This is a genomic window from Agrobacterium sp., assembly GCF_032092815.1.
GTDB lineage: Bacteria > Pseudomonadota > Alphaproteobacteria > Rhizobiales > Rhizobiaceae > Agrobacterium.
The window spans coordinates 104,280-121,661 of record NZ_DAMDBP010000014.1; the positions used below are offsets into that span (position 1 = coordinate 104,280).

Consider the following 17,382-nt stretch of genomic DNA (forward strand, 5'->3'; position numbering starts at 1 on the left):
CCTGTTGTTTTGCGCGGCTTGCCTCAAATTCCGCAAAGCGGTCTATCGCCGTATCTTCCAGCAGCCACTCGACACCGGCATCTGCATGGAAATGCAAAAGCGCAGCAAGTTCGGCTGAGGAGAGGTCGTTTACGGATATCATGGCTTTAGCATAATGATCTGTCAGCGCAGATCAAAGCAAAAAGCGTCACTGCTTACGCCGTCCAACGCTCAATGTCTCCGCTTTCGCCAATCATCGCCAGACCATGGGCAATCGATAGCAATTCGCCACCGCTTTCAATCTTGTCGGCGTCGAAACGCTGGGTGAAGATTTTACGCACGGCTGGCACGAAGGATGTGCCGCCGGTCAAAAACACCTTGTCGATGCTGCCGGCATCGGTGTTTGTCTTGGTCAGCACTTCATCCAGCGCATCTTCGATCTTGGACAGGTCTTCCGAAATCCAGGTGTCGAAATCGGCGCGGCGCACGGTTTTGCGGCCAGCCTTGCTAAGTGGCGAAAAGTTGAACTCGGCTTCCTCGTGCTGCGACAATGCCATCTTGGTTGCCGAAATGGCCTGGTAGAGCGGATAACCCTCGTCATGCTCGACCAGATCGATGAACATTTCCAGCTTTTCCGGCTCCAGCGCTGAGCGCACCAGAGACTTCAGGTCGGTAAACTCTTTCGAGGTCTTGAAGATCGAAAGCTGGTTCCAGCGGCCAAAGTTGACGTAATAACCGGCGGGAACATCGAGAACCTTGTCAAAGCTCTTGAACTGGCTGCCCTTGCCTATTTCTGGCGACACCAGATTGTCGATCATGCGAAAATCGAAATGGTCGCCAGCAACGCCAACACCGGAATGGCCGATTGGCTTGGCCGAAAGCTGGCCGCCATTGGTTTCAAAACGGATGAGCGAGTAGTCGGTGGTGCCGCCACCAAAGTCGGCAACCAGAACATTGGCGTCCTTTTTCAGGCTCTGGGCAAAGTAGTAGGCGGCCGCCACAGGCTCGTAGACATAATGGATGTTTGGGAAACCCATACGTGTCAGAGCTTCATTGTAGCGTTGCAAGGCAAGGTCTTCATTCGGGTTGGAGCCGGCAAACCGCACAGGTCGGCCAGCGACAACGGTGCCGATGTCACCGTTCCAATTGTCACCCGCATAGGTCTTCAGCTTGCGCAGAAAAACTTCCATCAGATCTTCGAAGGTCTGGCGCTTGGCGTAAATCAGCGTGCCTTGAAACAGGGAGGATGCCGCAAATGTCTTGATCGACTGTAGGAAACGACAATCACCTGCGTGATCGATGAACTGGCGAATGGCCGCCTGACCGGCTTCTACCTGCAGTGCTGCTGCACCGAGCGAAGGGTCTTTCATGAAAGACAGTGCAGTTCGCATGCTGTCGGTTTCGCCGGCCATGCTGCTGAACTGCATGGAGCGGCTTTGTGTGCCGTTTTCAGAAAGAGCCATGACCGTGTTGGTCGTGCCGAAGTCGAGGCCGAGCGCCCGTGCCATTGCGGTATCCTTTGTCACAAAAATAGCTGGCCGGACTGACGATCATCAGTCCCGCAAATGAAAAGGCATCAATTGACACCTGTGATTTTTGAAGAGGGCGGGTGATCGCATAGGAGATTGTGAATGGCAAGCATGGCGCGAGCGTTTTCTTGGGGCATGCCGCAATAAAGCCACGGGGGTTGGCGCTATACGCAAACGGGGATGGACATGATTTGATGAAACGCATGGGCGTGTCTCTTGTATGAGGACGCGCATCAGGAGGGTGATGTATGACGAAAAAATTCTACCGGTCAGCAGTATTTTTTGGCTTTATTTCAAGTGTTTGTTTGAGCTTTGGAACGGCAGGTGCCGCAGAGCCCGTGCATTGCACGGTCATTCTCGATGTGGCCAGCCAGAAGACGCTGCACCGCGACGGGCAATGCGACAAGGCCTTTGCACCACAATCAACCTTCAAATTTCCTCTGGCGATCATGGGGTATGATGCTGGTATCCTGACGGACGCCACGACGCCCCGCTGGGATTACAAGGCAGAATGGAAAAGGCCGAAACGCGAACAGCAATCCGTTGATCCAACCATCTGGGAAAAGGATTCCATCGTCTGGTATTCGCAGGAAATTACCCGAAAGCTTGGCAAGCAGAAGTTCGCGGAGTACGTCAAGGCATTCGAATATGGCAATGCCGACGTCAAGGGCGTGCCCGGTCATACCGACGGGTTGACGGAATCCTGGCTGATGTCGTCGTTGAGAATTTCCCCCGACCAGCAGGTGGATTTCATGCGCCGCTTCGTCACGGGGAAAATTCCTGTTTCGAAACAGGCCTATGACAACACCAAGGCGATCATCCCGCAATTTGCGGCGGCTGATGGATGGCAGATACATGGAAAAACCGGCTCGGGTCGTATCCGGAACAAGGCTGGCAAGGCCGATGGCAAGAACTGGCTTGGCTGGTTTGTTGGCTGGGCGGAAAAGGGCGATCAGCGGGTGGTCTTTGCCACGCTGAATGCCAAGGAGTGGAAAAGCGATGAGCCAATCAGCTTCGCCACGCGTGACGCGCTGATAACCGAACTGCCCAAACTGGTGAAGTAACGCCTATCGGATAAGGCGGCGTGCTAAAAAGATCGTCGCAAGCCCGATGATGGCAACGATTGCACCGCGCAACATCCATGGACTTTGATTGATCATGAAACTGGAGGCAGGGTAGGGGAAATATCCGCTACCCTGTCCAATCCAGACAAGGCCGATAAACGCCAGCAAAAGACCGAAAATCGTCAGAGAAATTCGTATGAGCCGCATGAGAGACCTCGAAAAAGAGAACCGCTGCATCTTAACCTGAAGCAGCCAATCGCGCCATGGGCACTCGCTGTCGTCCTTTATGCTTCAGCGTAATACCGAACGATCAGGTTCGTTTCACTTTCGGATTCATGGTCTTGCGAAGACTTTAAAGCCGTTCCTTCAAAGGTGCCTTTTTCAATGGCATCCAAAACACGTCGAATGATCTGGTCTTTCTGGGCGTCGATTGCACGATTGCGCAAGGCGGTAAACGCGGCATCATTGACGGCTCTGAGACTGCGCTCCAGTGCGGCATCATTTTTCAAAACCGGTGCGGAGGACGATACAGCGGATGCTGAAGAAACGACTGTCGGTCTGGACTGAACCGGTGCGGCCTGCTGTTGCGGATTGTGTGCCGCTGCGGCAGGCGCAGTTGCTACTGTGTCAGCCTCATTATCATTCTGTGCGGCATCTGTCTCGGCAGCCGAAGAGGGCGGTGTGTCGACCGGATCATTGGACTGAGATCCACCAGTCGGCTCCGGTGCGGAACCGGCGCTGCCATCGTCTTCCGATATGTCGTTATTGTCTGCGGCGGAAGGCGTTTCGCCAGCCTCTGCCTCTACCTCGCTGTCCGGCTGAGCAGGCGCCGCAGAATAGGTGCCATCATCGTCTTGTGCTGCGGTTTCGGGCGCCGTGTTTTCACCGGCTTGCTCATCTGTATCCGTCGGCGTTTGCGAAGCCTGATTGCCGGAAGAGGAATTTGTGTTGCCGCTGTTGCCAAGAGACGTCTGCCCACTTGAAGAGGTGGGCGGCAGAAGTGTTTCGAACATGAAAGGGGTACCAGAACTAAGAATGCCTTCATCTAATCCCCTACCCCTCAAAATTCAGTGGAATTGGGCAGTCGCTTTTTATTAAAATGCTGAGGTAATTGCATTTTCCAAAATGCAAAAGAAAAACGCGCCACAACACATGTCGTGGCGCGCTTCAACGGACCTGAAACGGATCTGCCGTTAGATGGAGCTTGCCGCACCACCGTCGACGCGCAGCATCGTGCCGGTAATGTAGCTTGCACCCTGTGAGCAAAGGAAGGCACCCGCTGCACCAAACTCGTCGACCGTGCCCAGGCGCGCAGCCGGGATGGTTTTGACCGAAGCCGAACGAACCTCTTCGATACTTTTGCCAGTGCGCGTTGCATTGGCACCGTCCAGCTCATCGATGCGGTCTGTGTGAATACGGCCAGGCAGCAGCATGTTGGAGGTAATGCCGAAGCTTGCGACTTCGCTAGACAGCGTCTTGCTCCAGCCAACCAGCGCGCCGCGCAATGTGTTGGACAGCGCCAGATTGGGGATCGGTTCAAAAACACCTGAGGAGGCGACGGTGACGATACGTCCCCAACCCTGTTCCTTCATCTGCGGCAGGAATGCGCCGGTCAGCGTGATGACGCGCAGCACCATCGACTGGAAGAAGGTTTCCAGCTTCTCGGCGGTGATCTCTTCTGCAGTGCCCGGTGTCGGGCCGCCGGTGTTGTTGATGAGAATATCGATGCCGCCGAGTTTCTGCTTTACGGCGTCCACCATGTCGGCGACGAAACTGGCTTCGGAAATATCGCCGCGAACCCAGTCGGCCTTGCCCTTGCCAAGCGCGTTAAGGGCCTTGCAGTTTGCTTCCAGTTTTTCGCTGGTGCGACCAACCAGCAGAACATTCACGCCTTCCTTGACCAGCGCCGTGGCAATGCCAAGGCCAAGACCGCGTGAGGAAGCGAGAACCAGTGCGCGCTTGCCGGAAATTCCGAAATCCATGTGTCATTCCTTATGAAATCGAGACGTCATTCTTTGTATAGGGTGCGCAGGTCACGATTTGAAGGTCGCGACCTACATTGATGTCTTCAGGCAAATGGCACTTTTCCGGGATTGAACAAGCCTTCGGGATCGAGCGCCTGCTTGATCTGTTTTGCCAGAACGCGCTTTACAGGGTCGGCATAGTTTTCGTAGCCGTAGCGTTTTTCGAAACCCACACCGTGCTCGGCCGAGAAGCTGCCGCCAATTTCGCGCACACCGGTATAGATCGCATCCTGAATACGGATAAGTTCTGCCTCATTTGGCTCATCACATTTGACCGTCAGATGCAGGTTGCCATCGGCAATGTGGCCATAGACGTAAAGTTGGTAATCCGGGTTCAGCACTTTAAGCCGCGCGTGCAGGTCAGCGACATAGGTATCCAGCAGGGCAGGCGGCAGGGACACGTCGAAGGAGGGCGGGTTGTTGTAGAACTGGTAATAAAAACCGGATTCTTCGCGCAGAACCCATATCTGTTTGGCTTGCGTACCGGACTGCGCAACAATGCCATCGAGAATGCCGGACTCTTCCCAGATGTCGGCGAGGGCAGCTTCCAGATTGCCGCGCGCCGTTTCTTCATCGCTGGACGACACCTCGACGATGAAGGCGCAGGCTTCTTGTGGCAACCATGCCAGATCGAAATTTCGCAGCTTTGCATGGTCGCGAATGAACAGCGGCCACATCATTTCGGCTGCTTCCAGCTTGAGGCCGTTCATGTTGGCCAGGCGGTCCGCGATGGCCAGCGCACTTTTCGCATCATTGACTGCCAGCATCGCGGTTGCGCGGTAGGGACGTAACGTCTCCAGCTTCAGCACCACGCGGGTTATCATGCCAAATGCACCTTCACTGCCAACGAGCAACTGCTTGATATCAGGTCCGGCGCTGACCTTGACCACTCGGGTCAGGTCGCTGAAAATCGACCCATCAGGCATCACGGCTTCGATACCCAATATCTGATGGCGCATCACACCGTTGCGAAATGCCAGCAGTCCGCCTGCATTGGTGGCCGCCATGCCGCCAATTGTTGCCGTTCCTCTGGAGGGAAGGTCGATGCCAGTCGTCAAGCCATGTTCGGCGGCCGCCTCCTGCAATGCCTGCAAGGTGATACCGGCTTGCACGACGACAGTTTTTTCCTCGATATTGATGCTCTCAATCGCATTGAGCTTTGCGGTTGAGACAATCAGCTCCTCCTCATGGCTGGCACAGCCACCTGCAAGGCTTGTTCGCCCACCCTGTGGAACAATGGCGATGTCGTTTTCACGGCACCATTTGACCAGCGCGGCAACATCCCGCGTGCTTGCCGGTGATACCATGATGCCAGCGCCGAAATTATCCGGATGCTCGCCGGGGTCACGTCCCTGCAAATCCGCAGGTCCTGTTATAACAAGGTCCGGAAAGGCGAGTGTCAGTTTGGTTTCGAGCGTTGAGCTTGAGGCATTCGACATGGACGGATCATTTCGCGGGGTGAACAGGGAGGAATAATGCAGCCGATTACTAGCAGCCTGTCGTCGCTGATCCAATCCTGTTTCACAGGTCCAGTTCTATTGTGCCTGATTGATGGGGTGGCTTGAAGAAGACCGTTTCTTAGCTGCCAAATTGCAGAGGGCATCAATTGATAGGGACTGGTTTGATTGCGTGTCGTAGTGTTGCCGATCTGTTTGATGGCTCTTCATGTCATGACGGATTGAGCGGGGGAGGGAGTGTTTCGTTTTGCCCTTCATCCTTCGTTGACCGCGTGTCGTCATTGGATTCGCAATACCTTGACCAAGGTAAAGACGGCCCTTATCTATATATTACGTGAACGTAAAGGTAATTTAATCGTCAGGTTGTCTGACAATAATGTGTGAATCGACATGGTTTGCCGCATTCGGCGCTCGACAAGTGCTGTTTGCTTTGCCAAGAAAGAACCGAAATTAGGGGCGGGCGATGAACCCGGCGGGATTGAGAGGCTGATATGACAGAGCAACATGAACTTCCTGAACGCGAGTCGATGGAATTCGACGTTGTGATTGTAGGTGCAGGTCCTGCGGGTCTGTCGGCTGCCATTCGTCTCAAGCAGGTCAATCCTGATCTGTCCGTTGTGGTTCTGGAAAAGGGTGCAGAAGTTGGTGCCCATATCGTGTCCGGCGCGGTGGTTGACCCGATCGGTATCGACCGTCTGCTGCCCGGCTGGCGTGAGGAAGAAGGCCATCCGTTCAAGACGGAGGTCAAGGATGACCAGTTCCTGTTCTTGGGGCCTGCCGGCTCCATTCGTCTGCCAAACGCGCTGATGCCGCCGTTGATGAACAATCACGGCAATTACATCGTATCGCTCGGTCTGGTCTGTCGCTGGCTGGCGGAAAAGGCGGAAGGTCTCGGCGTCGAGATCTATCCCGGTTTTGCTGCCAGCGAGGTGCTTTATAACGAAGATGGCGCGGTCATCGGCGTTGCGACCGGTGACATGGGCATTGAACGCAACGGCGAACCCGGTCCAAACTATACCCGCGGCATGGCGCTGATGGGCAAATATGTGCTGATCGGCGAGGGCGTGCGTGGCTCGCTGGCCAAACAGCTCATTGCAAAATATGACCTGCAGAAGGGCCGCGATGTCCAGAAGTTCGGCATCGGCATCAAGGAACTGTGGCAGGTAAAGCCTGAAAAACACAAACAGGGTCTGGTGCAGCACTCCTTTGGCTGGCCTCTCGGCTTTAAAACCGGTGGCGGTTCGTTCCTCTACCATCTCGAAGACAATCTCGTCGCCGTCGGTTTTGTGGTCCACCTCAACTACAAGAACCCGTATCTCTACCCGTTTGAAGAGTTCCAGCGGTTCAAGACGCATCCGGCAATCCGCGACACATTCGAGGGTGGCAAGCGCCTGTCCTATGGCGCACGTGCCATCACCGAGGGTGGTTATCAGTCGGTACCGAAACTGTCCTTCCCCGGAGGTGCGCTGATTGGCTGTTCGGCCGGTTTCGTCAACCTTCCCCGTATCAAGGGCAGCCATAATGCCGTGCTGTCCGGCATGTTGGCGGCTGAAAAGATTGCCGATGCGATTGCAGCCGGCCGCGCCAATGACGAAGTCGCAGAGATCGAAAATGAATGGCGCCAGGGCGACATTGGCAAGGACCTGAAGCGGGTCCGCAACGTCAAGCCGCTGTGGTCCAAGTTCGGCACGTTGTTCGGTATTGGTCTCGGCGCTGTCGACATGTGGCTCAACCAGATCTTTGGTTCGACGCCATGGACCTTCAAGCACGGCAAGACGGATGCGCAGAGCCTTGAGCCGGCATCCAAACACCAGAAGATCGACTATCCGCGACCGGATGGTGTATTGACCTTCGACCGCCTGTCGTCGGTGTTCCTGTCGTCCACCAACCATGAGGAAGACCAGCCGGTGCATCTGCATGTCAAGGACATGGATTTGCAGAAGCGCTCCGAGCATGATGTCTATGCCGGTCCTTCGACACGCTACTGTCCTGCTGGTGTTTACGAGTGGGTCGAGAAGGATGGGGAGGAAGTCTACGTCATCAACGCGCAGAACTGCGTGCACTGCAAGACCTGTGACATCAAGGATCCCAACCAGAACATCAACTGGGTTCCGCCACAAGGTGGCGAAGGGCCGGTCTACGCCAATATGTAATATTGGCCCGGCCTGCACGAACCGCCGTCAACAAGGATGTTCGGCGAAGGGCCGGTTTACGCCAATATGTAATATTGGCCCGGCCCGCACTGACCGCCGTCAAAAAGGGTAATGTCGGGGTGTGAAAATGGATGCTCTTGTTTCGTTTTCCATCCGACCTGCGCGACACGATGAAATAGAGGCATTGAGACAGATTGAGCTCGATGCCTTTTTTGCGCTTAGCGATGCCGGCGGTGTGCTGGGCGAGCCGAGCGCCACATCGGCTGATGATCTTCGTATCATGCTGGACAATGGCCTTCTGGTTGTCGCGACCGATCATGACAACAGCCCTTTGGGTTTTCTGGGCGCAACGCAGATCGGTGATGAACTCTACATCAATGAAATCGATGTGCTGCGCGCCGCGCAGGGTAGGGGTCTGGGTAGAGCTTTGCTGGCTCGGGCTGTCGAAGAAACGATACGACGCGGACTGCGACGCGCAACGCTAACGACCGATCGCCTTGTGCCGTTCAACGCGCCGTTTTATGCGCGATGTGGTTTTCGCATAGTCGAGGATCATGCGCTGTCGGCACATCTGCGGCAAACACTGCGGCATCAGGTCGAGTGTGGTCTTGATCCTGCCCGCCGGGTGGCCATGGCGTTGGACACAAACTAAATCCACAACCGCCTGCAACGGCCTGTTGAATTCCCTGCCTTTAACCATGACATGTGGGGAGGTACTGATATAATGCTGTTGCGCATATCGCGTCCTGGGGTGGTGTTATGGACTTTGGTGTTAAATGCGGCGTTATCTCCTCTGGCCTGAAAAGCAGGTGGTTGTGGTCTGCCATTGCCGCATGCGGTTTTCTATCGGTCATGACCTCGGCACATTTGACCGTCGCTGCCGATTGCCGGTCTGATCCGGCACCGGGCGTGGACTGGAGACAGTGCAACAAGCGGCTTTTGATGCTGGGTGGCAGCAACTTTGAAGGCGCCAACCTGCAGGGCACGGATTTCACCTATACGGATTTGCGTGAATCGATCGTCAAATCGGCCGATTTCACCAAGGCCAAGCTGGTCAGAACCTCGCTTGCCAATACCGATCTTGCCGGCGCAAACCTCAACAAGATTGAAGCCTATCGCAGTGACTTCACCAATGTGAAGGCGGACAAGGTGCCCTTCGTGAATGCCGAAATGCAGCGTGCCGATTTTACCGGCGCGCACTTGAGCGGCGCAGACTTCTCGAAAGCGGAACTTGGCCGGGCGAATTTTGAAAATGCGGTGCTGGACGATGCCCGGTTTGGCACGGCCAATCTGTCGCGTGCACGCTTCATCGGTGCCAAGCTGGGCGGCGTTGTGGATTTGAGGAATGCGTTTCTGTTTTTGACCCGGTTTGAAGGCGTCGACCTGTCAAAGGTCTCAGGGCTTTCGCAAGGCCAGCTGGATCTCGCCTGCGGTGACGAAAACACCAAGCTGCCAGACGGGCTGACCCCATCAAAAGAGTGGCCTTGCCATCCGGATGAAGATCCATCGTGATGGAAAAATCCCCCAGACCTTGGTCCGGGGGATGTAAAGTCCTCAGAAACCGGACAGGACGATCTTGCCCTTGGCCGTGCCACTTTCAATCAACGCATGCGCCTTCTTGAGATTGGCAGCATTGATGGTGCCGTAGGTTTCCGTCAGCGTCGTCTTGATCTTTCCAGCATCGACGAGCTCGCCAACATGGTTCAACAGTTTGTGCTGTTCGATCATGTCTGGGGTCTGGAAGACGGCACGCGCAAACATCATTTCCCAATGCACCGACAGGCTTTTGCGCTTGAACGGCATCACGTCAAATCCGCCCTTGGGGTCATCGATCAGCGCAAAACGACCCTGTGGCGCAATCAGCGTCACGCTTTCGCCAGCATGTAGATCGCTCTGTGTGGTGGAAAAGACAAAAGCCGGCGCACCAATGCCAAGCGCTTCAACCTGCGTTGCAATCGGCTGACTGTGGTCGATGACATGATCTGCGCCAAGGGCCTTGACCCATTCCCTGGTTTCGGGACGTGACGCCGTTGCGATGATCGTCAGATCGGTCAACTGGCGTACCAGCTGCACGGCAATCGAACCAACGCCGCCGGCTCCACCGATGATGACGATGGCATTGGCTGCACCCGGCACAGGCTCGTTGATATCAAGACGGTCGAACAGGGTTTCGTACGCCGTGATGGCGGTCAGGGGCAGGGCGGCGGCCTCTTCAAAGCTTAGGCTTTTCGGTTTTGCGCCAACGATGCGTTCATCCACCAGATGGAACTCGCTGTTGGAGCCGGGACGGTTGATCACGCCGGCGTAATAAACCTCGTCGCCAGGCTTGAACAGGCTGACCTTGTCGCCCACCGCCTTGACCACGCCCGCAGCATCAAAACCGAGAACCCGGTGCTGACCATCTTCCGGCACGGCACTCTTGCGCACCTTGGTATCGACAGGGTTTACTGATACGGCCTTGATCTCGACAAGCAGGTCATGACCGCTGGCGACAGGAACCGGCAGGTCAATGTCCAGAAGTGAGGTTTCGGCAGTGATGGGTTGAGGGGCGAGATAACCAACGGCACGCATGAAAAGTCTCCTTGCTTGTTTGCATGCATGTTAATTGATACATATGAAATGAAACTGCAAGAATGCACATTTTGTGTATATACGCACAAAAAGGATACTGTTGATGTCTCGTCCACGCGCAAAGTTGACAGGTAATTTCCCCGGCTGTCCGGTGGAATCGACGCTGAGTTTTCTGGATGGAAAATGGAAGGGTGTCATCCTCTATCACCTGATGAATGAGGGCACGCTGCGCTTCAATGAGCTGCGTCGCCACATTCCAAGCGTCACGCAACGGATGCTGACCAAGCAGCTGCGTGAGCTGGAAGATGCCGGGTTGATTTCGCGAAAAGTGTTTCCCGTCGTGCCGCCACGGGTCGATTATGCGCTGACGCCGCTTGGCCTCAGCATGCAGCCGGTGATCACTGCCCTGAAAAGCTGGGGTGACAGTCACGTCGTCTGCGAAAACGGCAGCAAATATATCCGGACACCGGAAGGTAAAAAGGAACTGGCAGCCTGAGCTGCCAGTCCATGTGATAATTCCGTCCTATAGCAGCGTGCCGCTAAGGATCAGAAGCGCCACGCTGAAATAGATGACGAGACCGGTCACATCCACCAGCGTTGCGACGAAGGGTGCCGACGCACTTGCAGGGTCGAGCCGCAGTTTCTGCAGGATGAATGGCAACATCGAACCGCAGATCGAACCAAAGGTCACGATACCGACCAACGCAGCAAACACCGTGAAACCGACTAGCAGCCAGTGTTCGCCATAGTCGTAGAAACCTGCCTTCTGCCACAGCGTCAGCCGCATAAAACCGATCGCGCCAAGGATCGTGCCCAGCATCAGCCCGGTTGGCAGTTCACGGATCAGCACACGCCACCAGTCGGAAAGTTTTAGCTCTCCCAGTGCCAGCGCACGAATGATCAGCGATGTGGCCTGCGAGCCGGAATTGCCGCCGGAGCTCATGATCAGCGGAATGAACAGCGTCAGCACAACGGCCTTTTCCAGCTCGCCTTCAAAATGCTGCATGGCGCTTGCCGTCAGCATTTCTCCCACGAACAGCGCTGCCAGCCATCCGGCACGTTTGCGGATCATCTCTGGAAAACCGATTTTCATATAGGGTTTTCCAAGAGCCTCCATACCGCCGAACTTCTGGGCGTCTTCTGTCGTGTCGGCAATCATCGTGTCGATCACGTCATCCACGGTCACGATGCCCAGCATGTGTCCATGGTCATCAACCACCGGCAGGGCAAGCATGTTGTGTTTGCGTATCAGCCGGGCCACCACTTCCTGCGATGCCAGCGGATCGATGAACACCATGCCTTCCTTCTGCGCAACAGACAGGATCGAAGAGCCTGGTTCTCCTGTCAGCAGGCGGCGAAGCGTCACCACATTGCTCAGCATGCCATCTGCGCCAAGCACGTAAATGGCGTAAACGGTCTCGCGTGACCGTTCGACCGAGCGGATGTGAACAAGTGTCTGTTCGACGGTCCAGGCGTCGGGAACACTGACGAATTCAGTGGTCATGATGCTGCCAGCCGTGCGTGGCGGATAGTTCATCAGCTGCTGGATGGCGAGTGCGGTTGTCCGGTCCAGCCGAGAAAACAGCCGGGCACGCTCACCTTCCTGCATTTCCTGCAGCAGGTCGGCAACCCGGTCATTTGCCATGGTGTTGAGCAGGCGTGTGACAGTGTCCACGGGCATGGCCGTGATGATTTCGGCAGCATGGTGCAGCTCAGGACGCGCCAGCATGGCAACGGCCTTGGGTTGGGACATGGTGGACAGGGCGGATGCGGCCTGCGTCACGTCGAGACCGTTCAGCTGGTCAACATGTTCTGCAGTGGTCAGGCCAAGGGCATGGTTTCCGCGAAAAAGACGTGCGGCCTTGCTGGCCCTCTGGGAGAGGTTGTGAAAGTTCATGATTGCTCACCTTTCCATCGATCCGCCGATTGCGGCAGATCGTGGGTGAGCCGACAGCTGTCAGATCAGAGCACGAACGCCGGTCTCGGCAAAGGCAATCGACTACTACTGTCGCTAGACATCGAATGATGCTCCGGTTGAAATCCGCGCTGCGGACAAATGCCAGCGCGTAAGGCAGGTGGTGCGCCTGAAGCGGCAATTAGTCAAGCACGGGATGATAACGTTTTTGCAATGCTGTTTTGCTTTTGGCGCGCGCCCTTGGAGCGGCGCCAAAGAAAGCTGGAAAACCTGCCTTTCAGGCCGTTTTTACCCGTTTGTCGATGGCGATGGAAATGGCAAACACCACCAGACCAGCGGCTGACAGAAGTGCACCGACATAACCTGTTGCGGCATAACCGTAACCCCAGGCGATCACCAGTCCACCAAACCATGCGCCAAGGGCGTTGGCAATGTTGAAGGCCGAGTGGTTGGAGGCCGCCGCCAGCGTTTGTGCGTCTGCGGCCACATCCATCAGGCGTGTCTGCGCTGCCGGGCCCGCCGCAAAGCTGCAACCAACCAGGAACACGCACAGGCACAACATGAACCAGTTGTCGGCGGTCAGCGAGAATATCGTCATGACGATGATGTTGAACACCAGCATGCCGCCAATCGTGCCCATCAGCGACATGTCGGCAAGGCGTGAACCAACGATGTTGCCGACATTCATGCCAATACCGAACAACGCCAGAACGATGGAAACCGAAGCAAGCGGCATCATCGCAACATCTGTTGTGGTCTTGGAAATGTAGCTGAAGATCGAAAACATGCCGCCGAAACCGACCGACACGATCAGCAGCGTCAGCCAGACCTGAACACGCTTGAAAGCGCCCAGTTCACGGGCAATGCTGGCACCTTCGGCCACCGTGTCGCGTGGCTGGAACAGCCAGACGAGGATAACCGTCAATAGACCAATACCACCCACCAGCATGAAGGCGGCGCGCCAACTCATCAGCTGGCCGATAAAGGTGGCAAGCGGTGTGCCGAGCAAGGTGGCGATGGTCAGGCCAAGCATGACGCGTCCAACCGCCCGTGTGCGTTTGTGAACCGGGGCCATGGATGCAGCCACCAGTGCGGCAACGCCAAAATAGGCGCCGTGCGGCAATCCGGTAATGAAGCGCAGTACGGTAAAGGACACAAAGTCAGGGGCAACGGCGCTCAGAATATTGCCGATCGTGAACAGTCCCATCAGACACAGCAACAGGGTACGACGGCTGAGGCGAGCGGCAAGTACCGCGATGATCGGTGCGCCGACAACAACGCCCAGAGCGTAGGCGGTAATCACATATCCGGCCTGCGGAATGCTGACGCCATAGGTGGTTGCCACCTCAGGCAGCAAACCCATGATCGCAAATTCACCGGTGCCGATGCCAAAACCACCGGCCGCCAGCGCAATTTCAATCAGCGCAATGGCCAGGGGTGACAAACGGGCCGCGTCACCTGCGGGCTCGGACAATTGCGCACGTGTATCGTGCATGACGGTCTCAGTCATGAAGGAACCTGATGTGTAAACTGTATTCTGTGCGGGGACTGCAACCGATGTGCAGGGACTGACAAAGAGGTCACCAAAATGACCTTATCTGACGTTTATCATCTCGTTGTGCGATGCGGTAGAGGCTCCGTATCAAAAATGACACGAGATGCATTTATCGGGAACTGAAAGTCAAATTGCGAGTTTTACCGCCGGGCACCGGGCGGCCCAGCTGTGGGGAACTGACATGAAACTGATTGCCATCTTCAACCGTGACGGCGGTACATTTAGAACGACCGATATGGCGGAATATTGCGATTTTGTGCAGGCACGCTTCGAGCGGGCCGGTCATGACTTCGAATGCCGCCTTGTTGAAGGGGCCAATGTCGTTGAGGAAATGGAAAAAGCCTCGGAAACACCGGGGCTTGATGGCCTGATTGCCGGTGGTGGCGATGGCACCATCTCCGCTGCAGCCGGTATCGCGTGGAAACACGGTCTGGCATTGGGTGTCGTGCCCGCCGGCACCATGAACCTGTTTGCCCGCTCGTTGAAACTGCCACTCGATATCCGGACTGTAGTTGATGTCCTGGCGCAGGGCCATGTGCGGGATGTCGATATTGCCAGCGTCAATGGCCGACCCTTCGTACACCAGTTTTCCGCCGGTCTGCACGCCAGAATGGTTCGCTACCGCAACAACATGGCCTTTGCCTCACGGCTTGGCAAAATACAGGCCAGTGCCCGCGCTGCATTGGGTGTGGTGCTCAATCCGCCGGTTTTCGATGTGGAATATATGGTCGATGGCGTGACGCGCCACCGCAAAGTATGCGCCATTTCCGTGTCGAACAATGAATTTGGCCAGCATCCATTTCTGGTGCCGGATGATGTGGCCGGTGGCCACCTCGGTTTTTATCTGGCTGACGTGATGACACCGCCCGGCGTTGCGAAGCTCGCCTTTGATATTCTGCGCGGCAAGTTGAAGGAAAATGCTGCCGTCACCGCCATGACAACACCGGAGCTTGAGCTGCACTTCCCCAAAAGCCGCAGCGACGTGCGCTGCGTGGTCGATGGTGAGTTGTTGCCGATGGAGCGCGATATCGTCATCAAGCTCCATCCCGGCGAGTTGAAGGTTCTGACAGCGGCCATGCAGCAGCAGGCCGTTGCCTAAATTTACAGCCGTGGCAGATAGGTTCGGTAATCGAAATCCGAGACGGTTTGCAGATAGGCGATCGCCTCCTTGCGTTTGGTGTCGGCAAACAGCTTCTGATAAGCCGTACCAAATGTCTCGGTAATGAACTCGGATCCTGCAAAATCATCAACGGCCGTCAGGAAGTCATGGGTCAGCTTGCCATGCGATTGCGGCAATCCGCCGGGTTCTGTGGCTGGGCCGGGATCGAGTTCGTTCTCCAGACCGCGCAACATACCACCCAAAATGGCCGTCAGCAGTAAATGTGGGTTGGCATCTGCGCCCGCCACACGGTGTTCGATCCGTGCTGCCGGGCCATGCATATCCGGAATACGCACAGATGTTCCCCGGTGGGCAAAGCCCCAGTCAATATCAACCGGTGCAAACGAGCCGGGCTGGAAACGCCGGTAGGAATTGGCAAAAGGCGCAAATATCAATTGCGCTGCCCGCATGGTGTCCAGCATGCCGGCACAGACGGATTTCAGCCGGGTCGGGTCACCACCTCTGGCATCGAGTATGTTGTTGCCGTCTGCATCAACAATGCTGATGTGCACATGTAGTCCCGAACCGGCCTGATCGGAATAGGGTTTTGCCATGCAGGTGGATTTCAGACCGTGGTATTTTGCGGCCTGTTCTGCAATCCTCTTCAGATAAATACAGTCATCCGCTGCCGCCAGCGCATCGGGTCGGTGCAGCAGGTTGACCTCGAACTGGCCGGGGCCAAATTCGGCCGTCGTGGCGTCCGCAGGCAGCCCTTGCACCTTGGCCCAGGCATTCAGCGTTTGCAGATAGTCGTCCATGATGTCTGTCGCGCCCATGTCGTAAAGCTGGGCACCGGTTGCCTCACCCTTATAGGCTAGGCGGGCAGGGGGGCGGGGACGACCGGTTTCACGCCAGTCATTTTCAACGAGGTAGAATTCAAGCTCGGTCGCCACCACCGGCGTCAAGCCCAGTTTGGCAAAACGTTCAAGCATGCGTGACAGGATGGCGCGGGGGTCCATGAAACTTGGGCCCCCGTCCATCTCATGCATGGTGGCCAGCACCTGCGCCGAACCTTCCGGAGCCCAGGGCATTGGCACCAGGCTGCGCTTATCTGGCACACACACGCCGTCCGGATCACCCAGCGTCAGCGACAGACCGGTAAACTCATCATTGTCATCGCCCCAGATGTCGAGGGACTGCGTGGAGGCGGGCAGGCGCACCGACCCTTCCCATATCTTTTTCTCCGCTTTCAGAGGAATACGTTTGCCTCTGAGATCACCATTCATGCCAACGAGAAGCAGTTCGATACGTGGCTGCATTTCAGTGAAGTGGGTGGGCATTACGGTTTCTCTGCGGGTCATTTTCGAATTTCAGCTTTCTCGTCTGATCGTAGAACGTGCAACGATAAGCTTAAATACACCGCCTTGCCAAACCCATTTCATAACGCCATGCTTCACCCAGCAATCAGACTTGGGAAATTGGTGGTATCTGGCATGAATGAAATGAGCAAAAGCCTTTCCAACCTGGCATCGATCGATGCCGCGCACCATCTTCACCCCTTTTCGGATATGGGCAAATTGAACGCTTCGGGCACACGCATCATCGAGCGTGCCGAAGGTGTTTATATCTATGACAACAAGGGCAAGAAATATCTCGATGCGTTTGCCGGTCTGTGGTGCGTCAACATCGGTTACGGCCGCCGTGAAATGGCCGAAGCCGTTGCACGCCAGATGAATGAACTGCCCTATTACAACAGCTTTTTTGGCACCACGACACCGCCCACCACACTGCTGGCGCAGAAAATTGCCTCGCATACCGGCGGCCGTATGAACCATGTGTTTTTCACCAATTCCGGTTCGGAAGCGACAGACACCTGGTTCCGCATGGCACGGGTATACTGGAAGGCGCTTGGCCATCCACAAAAGACCATGGTCATTGCCCGTCGCAATGGTTACCACGGCTCCACCGTGGCCGGTGCCTCGCTGGGTGGCATGAAATGGATGCATGAACAGGGCAACCTGCCCATCGAAGGCATT

General features: G+C 55.9%; 16 protein-coding genes and 1 pseudogene. 7 read left to right on the forward strand and 10 right to left on the reverse strand.

Annotation, left to right across the window (positions count from 1 at the left end; genetic code table 11):
• Positions 1–142: pseudogene (locus RT613_RS10975) on the reverse strand (uracil-DNA glycosylase); the annotation flags it as partial.
• Positions 143–194: 52 nt separating this feature from the next.
• Entirely contained in the window at positions 195–1,487 is a 1,293-nt protein-coding gene (locus RT613_RS10980) for an Hsp70 family protein (protein ID WP_313615287.1), read from the reverse strand.
• Positions 1,488–1,756: 269 nt separating this feature from the next.
• On the opposite strand from RT613_RS10980, the gene blaOXA reads away from it, so the two are divergent.
• A complete protein-coding gene (gene blaOXA, locus RT613_RS10985; RefSeq protein ID WP_313615289.1) occupies positions 1,757–2,572 on the forward strand; it encodes a class D beta-lactamase in 816 nt (271 codons plus the stop codon).
• Positions 2,573–2,575: 3 nt separating this feature from the next.
• Here blaOXA and RT613_RS10990 read toward each other — a convergent pair whose 3' ends face one another.
• From RT613_RS10990 to RT613_RS11005, 4 genes are all read right to left on the reverse strand, one after another.
• Positions 2,576–2,779: a hypothetical protein gene (locus RT613_RS10990; protein WP_313615291.1), complete on the reverse strand. Its 204-nt coding sequence runs from the start codon at positions 2,777–2,779 to the stop codon at positions 2,576–2,578.
• A gap of 77 nt (positions 2,780–2,856) precedes the next feature.
• Entirely contained in the window at positions 2,857–3,585 is a 729-nt protein-coding gene (locus RT613_RS10995; protein WP_313615293.1) for a hypothetical protein, read from the reverse strand.
• Positions 3,586–3,765: 180 nt separating this feature from the next.
• Positions 3,766–4,554 carry an SDR family oxidoreductase gene (locus RT613_RS11000; RefSeq protein WP_313615294.1) on the reverse strand — a complete coding sequence of 263 codons (789 nt, stop codon included), beginning with the start codon at positions 4,552–4,554 and terminating at the stop codon, positions 3,766–3,768.
• 86 nt (positions 4,555–4,640) lie between these two features.
• On the reverse strand, positions 4,641–6,035 hold the full coding sequence (locus tag RT613_RS11005; RefSeq protein ID WP_313615295.1) for an FAD-binding oxidoreductase: 1,395 nt from the start codon (positions 6,033–6,035) through the stop codon (positions 4,641–4,643).
• A 509-nt stretch (positions 6,036–6,544) separates the two neighbouring features.
• Here RT613_RS11005 and RT613_RS11010 point away from each other — a divergent pair.
• From RT613_RS11010 to RT613_RS11020, 3 genes are all read left to right on the forward strand, one after another.
• Positions 6,545–8,206 carry an electron transfer flavoprotein-ubiquinone oxidoreductase gene (locus RT613_RS11010; RefSeq protein ID WP_313615297.1) on the forward strand — a complete coding sequence of 554 codons (1,662 nt, stop codon included), beginning with the start codon at positions 6,545–6,547 and terminating at the stop codon, positions 8,204–8,206.
• Positions 8,207–8,333: 127 nt separating this feature from the next.
• The gene (locus RT613_RS11015; RefSeq protein WP_313615299.1) at positions 8,334–8,858 is read left to right on the forward strand and encodes a GNAT family N-acetyltransferase; all 525 of its coding nucleotides are present in this window, start codon (positions 8,334–8,336) and stop codon (positions 8,856–8,858) included.
• 107 nt (positions 8,859–8,965) lie between these two features.
• Positions 8,966–9,718: a pentapeptide repeat-containing protein gene (locus RT613_RS11020; RefSeq protein WP_409558807.1), complete on the forward strand. Its 753-nt coding sequence runs from the start codon at positions 8,966–8,968 to the stop codon at positions 9,716–9,718.
• A 42-nt stretch (positions 9,719–9,760) separates the two neighbouring features.
• Here the strand turns inward: RT613_RS11020 and RT613_RS11025 are convergent, their stop codons facing one another.
• The gene (locus tag RT613_RS11025) at positions 9,761–10,777 is read right to left on the reverse strand and encodes a zinc-binding alcohol dehydrogenase family protein (protein ID WP_313615300.1); all 1,017 of its coding nucleotides are present in this window, start codon (positions 10,775–10,777) and stop codon (positions 9,761–9,763) included.
• A 103-nt stretch (positions 10,778–10,880) separates the two neighbouring features.
• On the opposite strand from RT613_RS11025, the gene RT613_RS11030 reads away from it, so the two are divergent.
• On the forward strand, positions 10,881–11,273 hold the full coding sequence (locus RT613_RS11030; RefSeq protein WP_313615301.1) for a helix-turn-helix domain-containing protein: 393 nt from the start codon (positions 10,881–10,883) through the stop codon (positions 11,271–11,273).
• Between the two features lie 27 nt (positions 11,274–11,300).
• On the opposite strand, the gene mgtE is transcribed toward RT613_RS11030, so the two are convergent.
• Complete coding sequence (gene mgtE / locus RT613_RS11035; RefSeq protein ID WP_313615303.1) at positions 11,301–12,674, reverse strand: magnesium transporter; 1,374 nt, start codon at positions 12,672–12,674, stop codon at positions 11,301–11,303.
• Positions 12,675–12,969: 295 nt separating this feature from the next.
• Complete coding sequence (locus RT613_RS11040) at positions 12,970–14,187, reverse strand: MFS transporter (protein ID WP_313615305.1); 1,218 nt, start codon at positions 14,185–14,187, stop codon at positions 12,970–12,972.
• A gap of 241 nt (positions 14,188–14,428) precedes the next feature.
• Here RT613_RS11040 and RT613_RS11045 point away from each other — a divergent pair, with 241 nt between their 5' ends.
• Positions 14,429–15,346: a diacylglycerol kinase family lipid kinase gene (locus tag RT613_RS11045; RefSeq protein WP_313615306.1), complete on the forward strand. Its 918-nt coding sequence runs from the start codon at positions 14,429–14,431 to the stop codon at positions 15,344–15,346.
• A 2-nt stretch (positions 15,347–15,348) separates the two neighbouring features.
• Here the strand turns inward: RT613_RS11045 and RT613_RS11050 are convergent, their stop codons facing one another.
• A complete protein-coding gene (locus tag RT613_RS11050) occupies positions 15,349–16,707 on the reverse strand; it encodes a glutamine synthetase family protein (RefSeq protein WP_313615307.1) in 1,359 nt (452 codons plus the stop codon).
• Positions 16,708–16,839: 132 nt separating this feature from the next.
• Here RT613_RS11050 and RT613_RS11055 point away from each other — a divergent pair.
• The coding region (locus RT613_RS11055; RefSeq protein ID WP_313615308.1) for an aminotransferase class III-fold pyridoxal phosphate-dependent enzyme at positions 16,840–17,382 on the forward strand (543 nt) is incomplete at its 3' end.

Bases quoted from the DNA above. Each gene is read 5' to 3' on its own strand.
- RT613_RS10995 (WP_313615293.1), bottom strand. From the start codon at position 3,585: ATGTTCGAAACACTTCTGCCGCCCACCTCTTCAAGTGGGCAGACGTCT.
- RT613_RS11005 (WP_313615295.1), bottom strand. From the start codon at position 6,035: ATGTCGAATGCCTCAAGCTCAACGCTCGAAACCAAACTGACACTCGCC.
- mgtE (WP_313615303.1), bottom strand. From the start codon at position 12,674: ATGAACTTTCACAACCTCTCCCAGAGGGCCAGCAAGGCCGCACGTCTT.
- RT613_RS11030 (WP_313615301.1), top strand. From the start codon at position 10,881: ATGTCTCGTCCACGCGCAAAGTTGACAGGTAATTTCCCCGGCTGTCCG.
- RT613_RS11045 (WP_313615306.1), top strand. From the start codon at position 14,429: ATGAAACTGATTGCCATCTTCAACCGTGACGGCGGTACATTTAGAACG.
- RT613_RS11010 (WP_313615297.1), top strand. From the start codon at position 6,545: ATGACAGAGCAACATGAACTTCCTGAACGCGAGTCGATGGAATTCGAC.
- RT613_RS11050 (WP_313615307.1), bottom strand. From the start codon at position 16,707: ATGACCCGCAGAGAAACCGTAATGCCCACCCACTTCACTGAAATGCAG.
- RT613_RS11040 (WP_313615305.1), bottom strand. From the start codon at position 14,187: ATGCACGATACACGTGCGCAATTGTCCGAGCCCGCAGGTGACGCGGCC.
- blaOXA (WP_313615289.1), top strand. From the start codon at position 1,757: ATGACGAAAAAATTCTACCGGTCAGCAGTATTTTTTGGCTTTATTTCA.
- RT613_RS11020 (WP_409558807.1), top strand. From the start codon at position 8,966: ATGGACTTTGGTGTTAAATGCGGCGTTATCTCCTCTGGCCTGAAAAGC.
- RT613_RS11000 (WP_313615294.1), bottom strand. From the start codon at position 4,554: ATGGATTTCGGAATTTCCGGCAAGCGCGCACTGGTTCTCGCTTCCTCA.
- RT613_RS10980 (WP_313615287.1), bottom strand. From the start codon at position 1,487: ATGGCACGGGCGCTCGGCCTCGACTTCGGCACGACCAACACGGTCATG.
- RT613_RS11025 (WP_313615300.1), bottom strand. From the start codon at position 10,777: ATGCGTGCCGTTGGTTATCTCGCCCCTCAACCCATCACTGCCGAAACC.
- RT613_RS11015 (WP_313615299.1), top strand. From the start codon at position 8,334: ATGGATGCTCTTGTTTCGTTTTCCATCCGACCTGCGCGACACGATGAA.
- RT613_RS10990 (WP_313615291.1), bottom strand. From the start codon at position 2,779: ATGCGGCTCATACGAATTTCTCTGACGATTTTCGGTCTTTTGCTGGCG.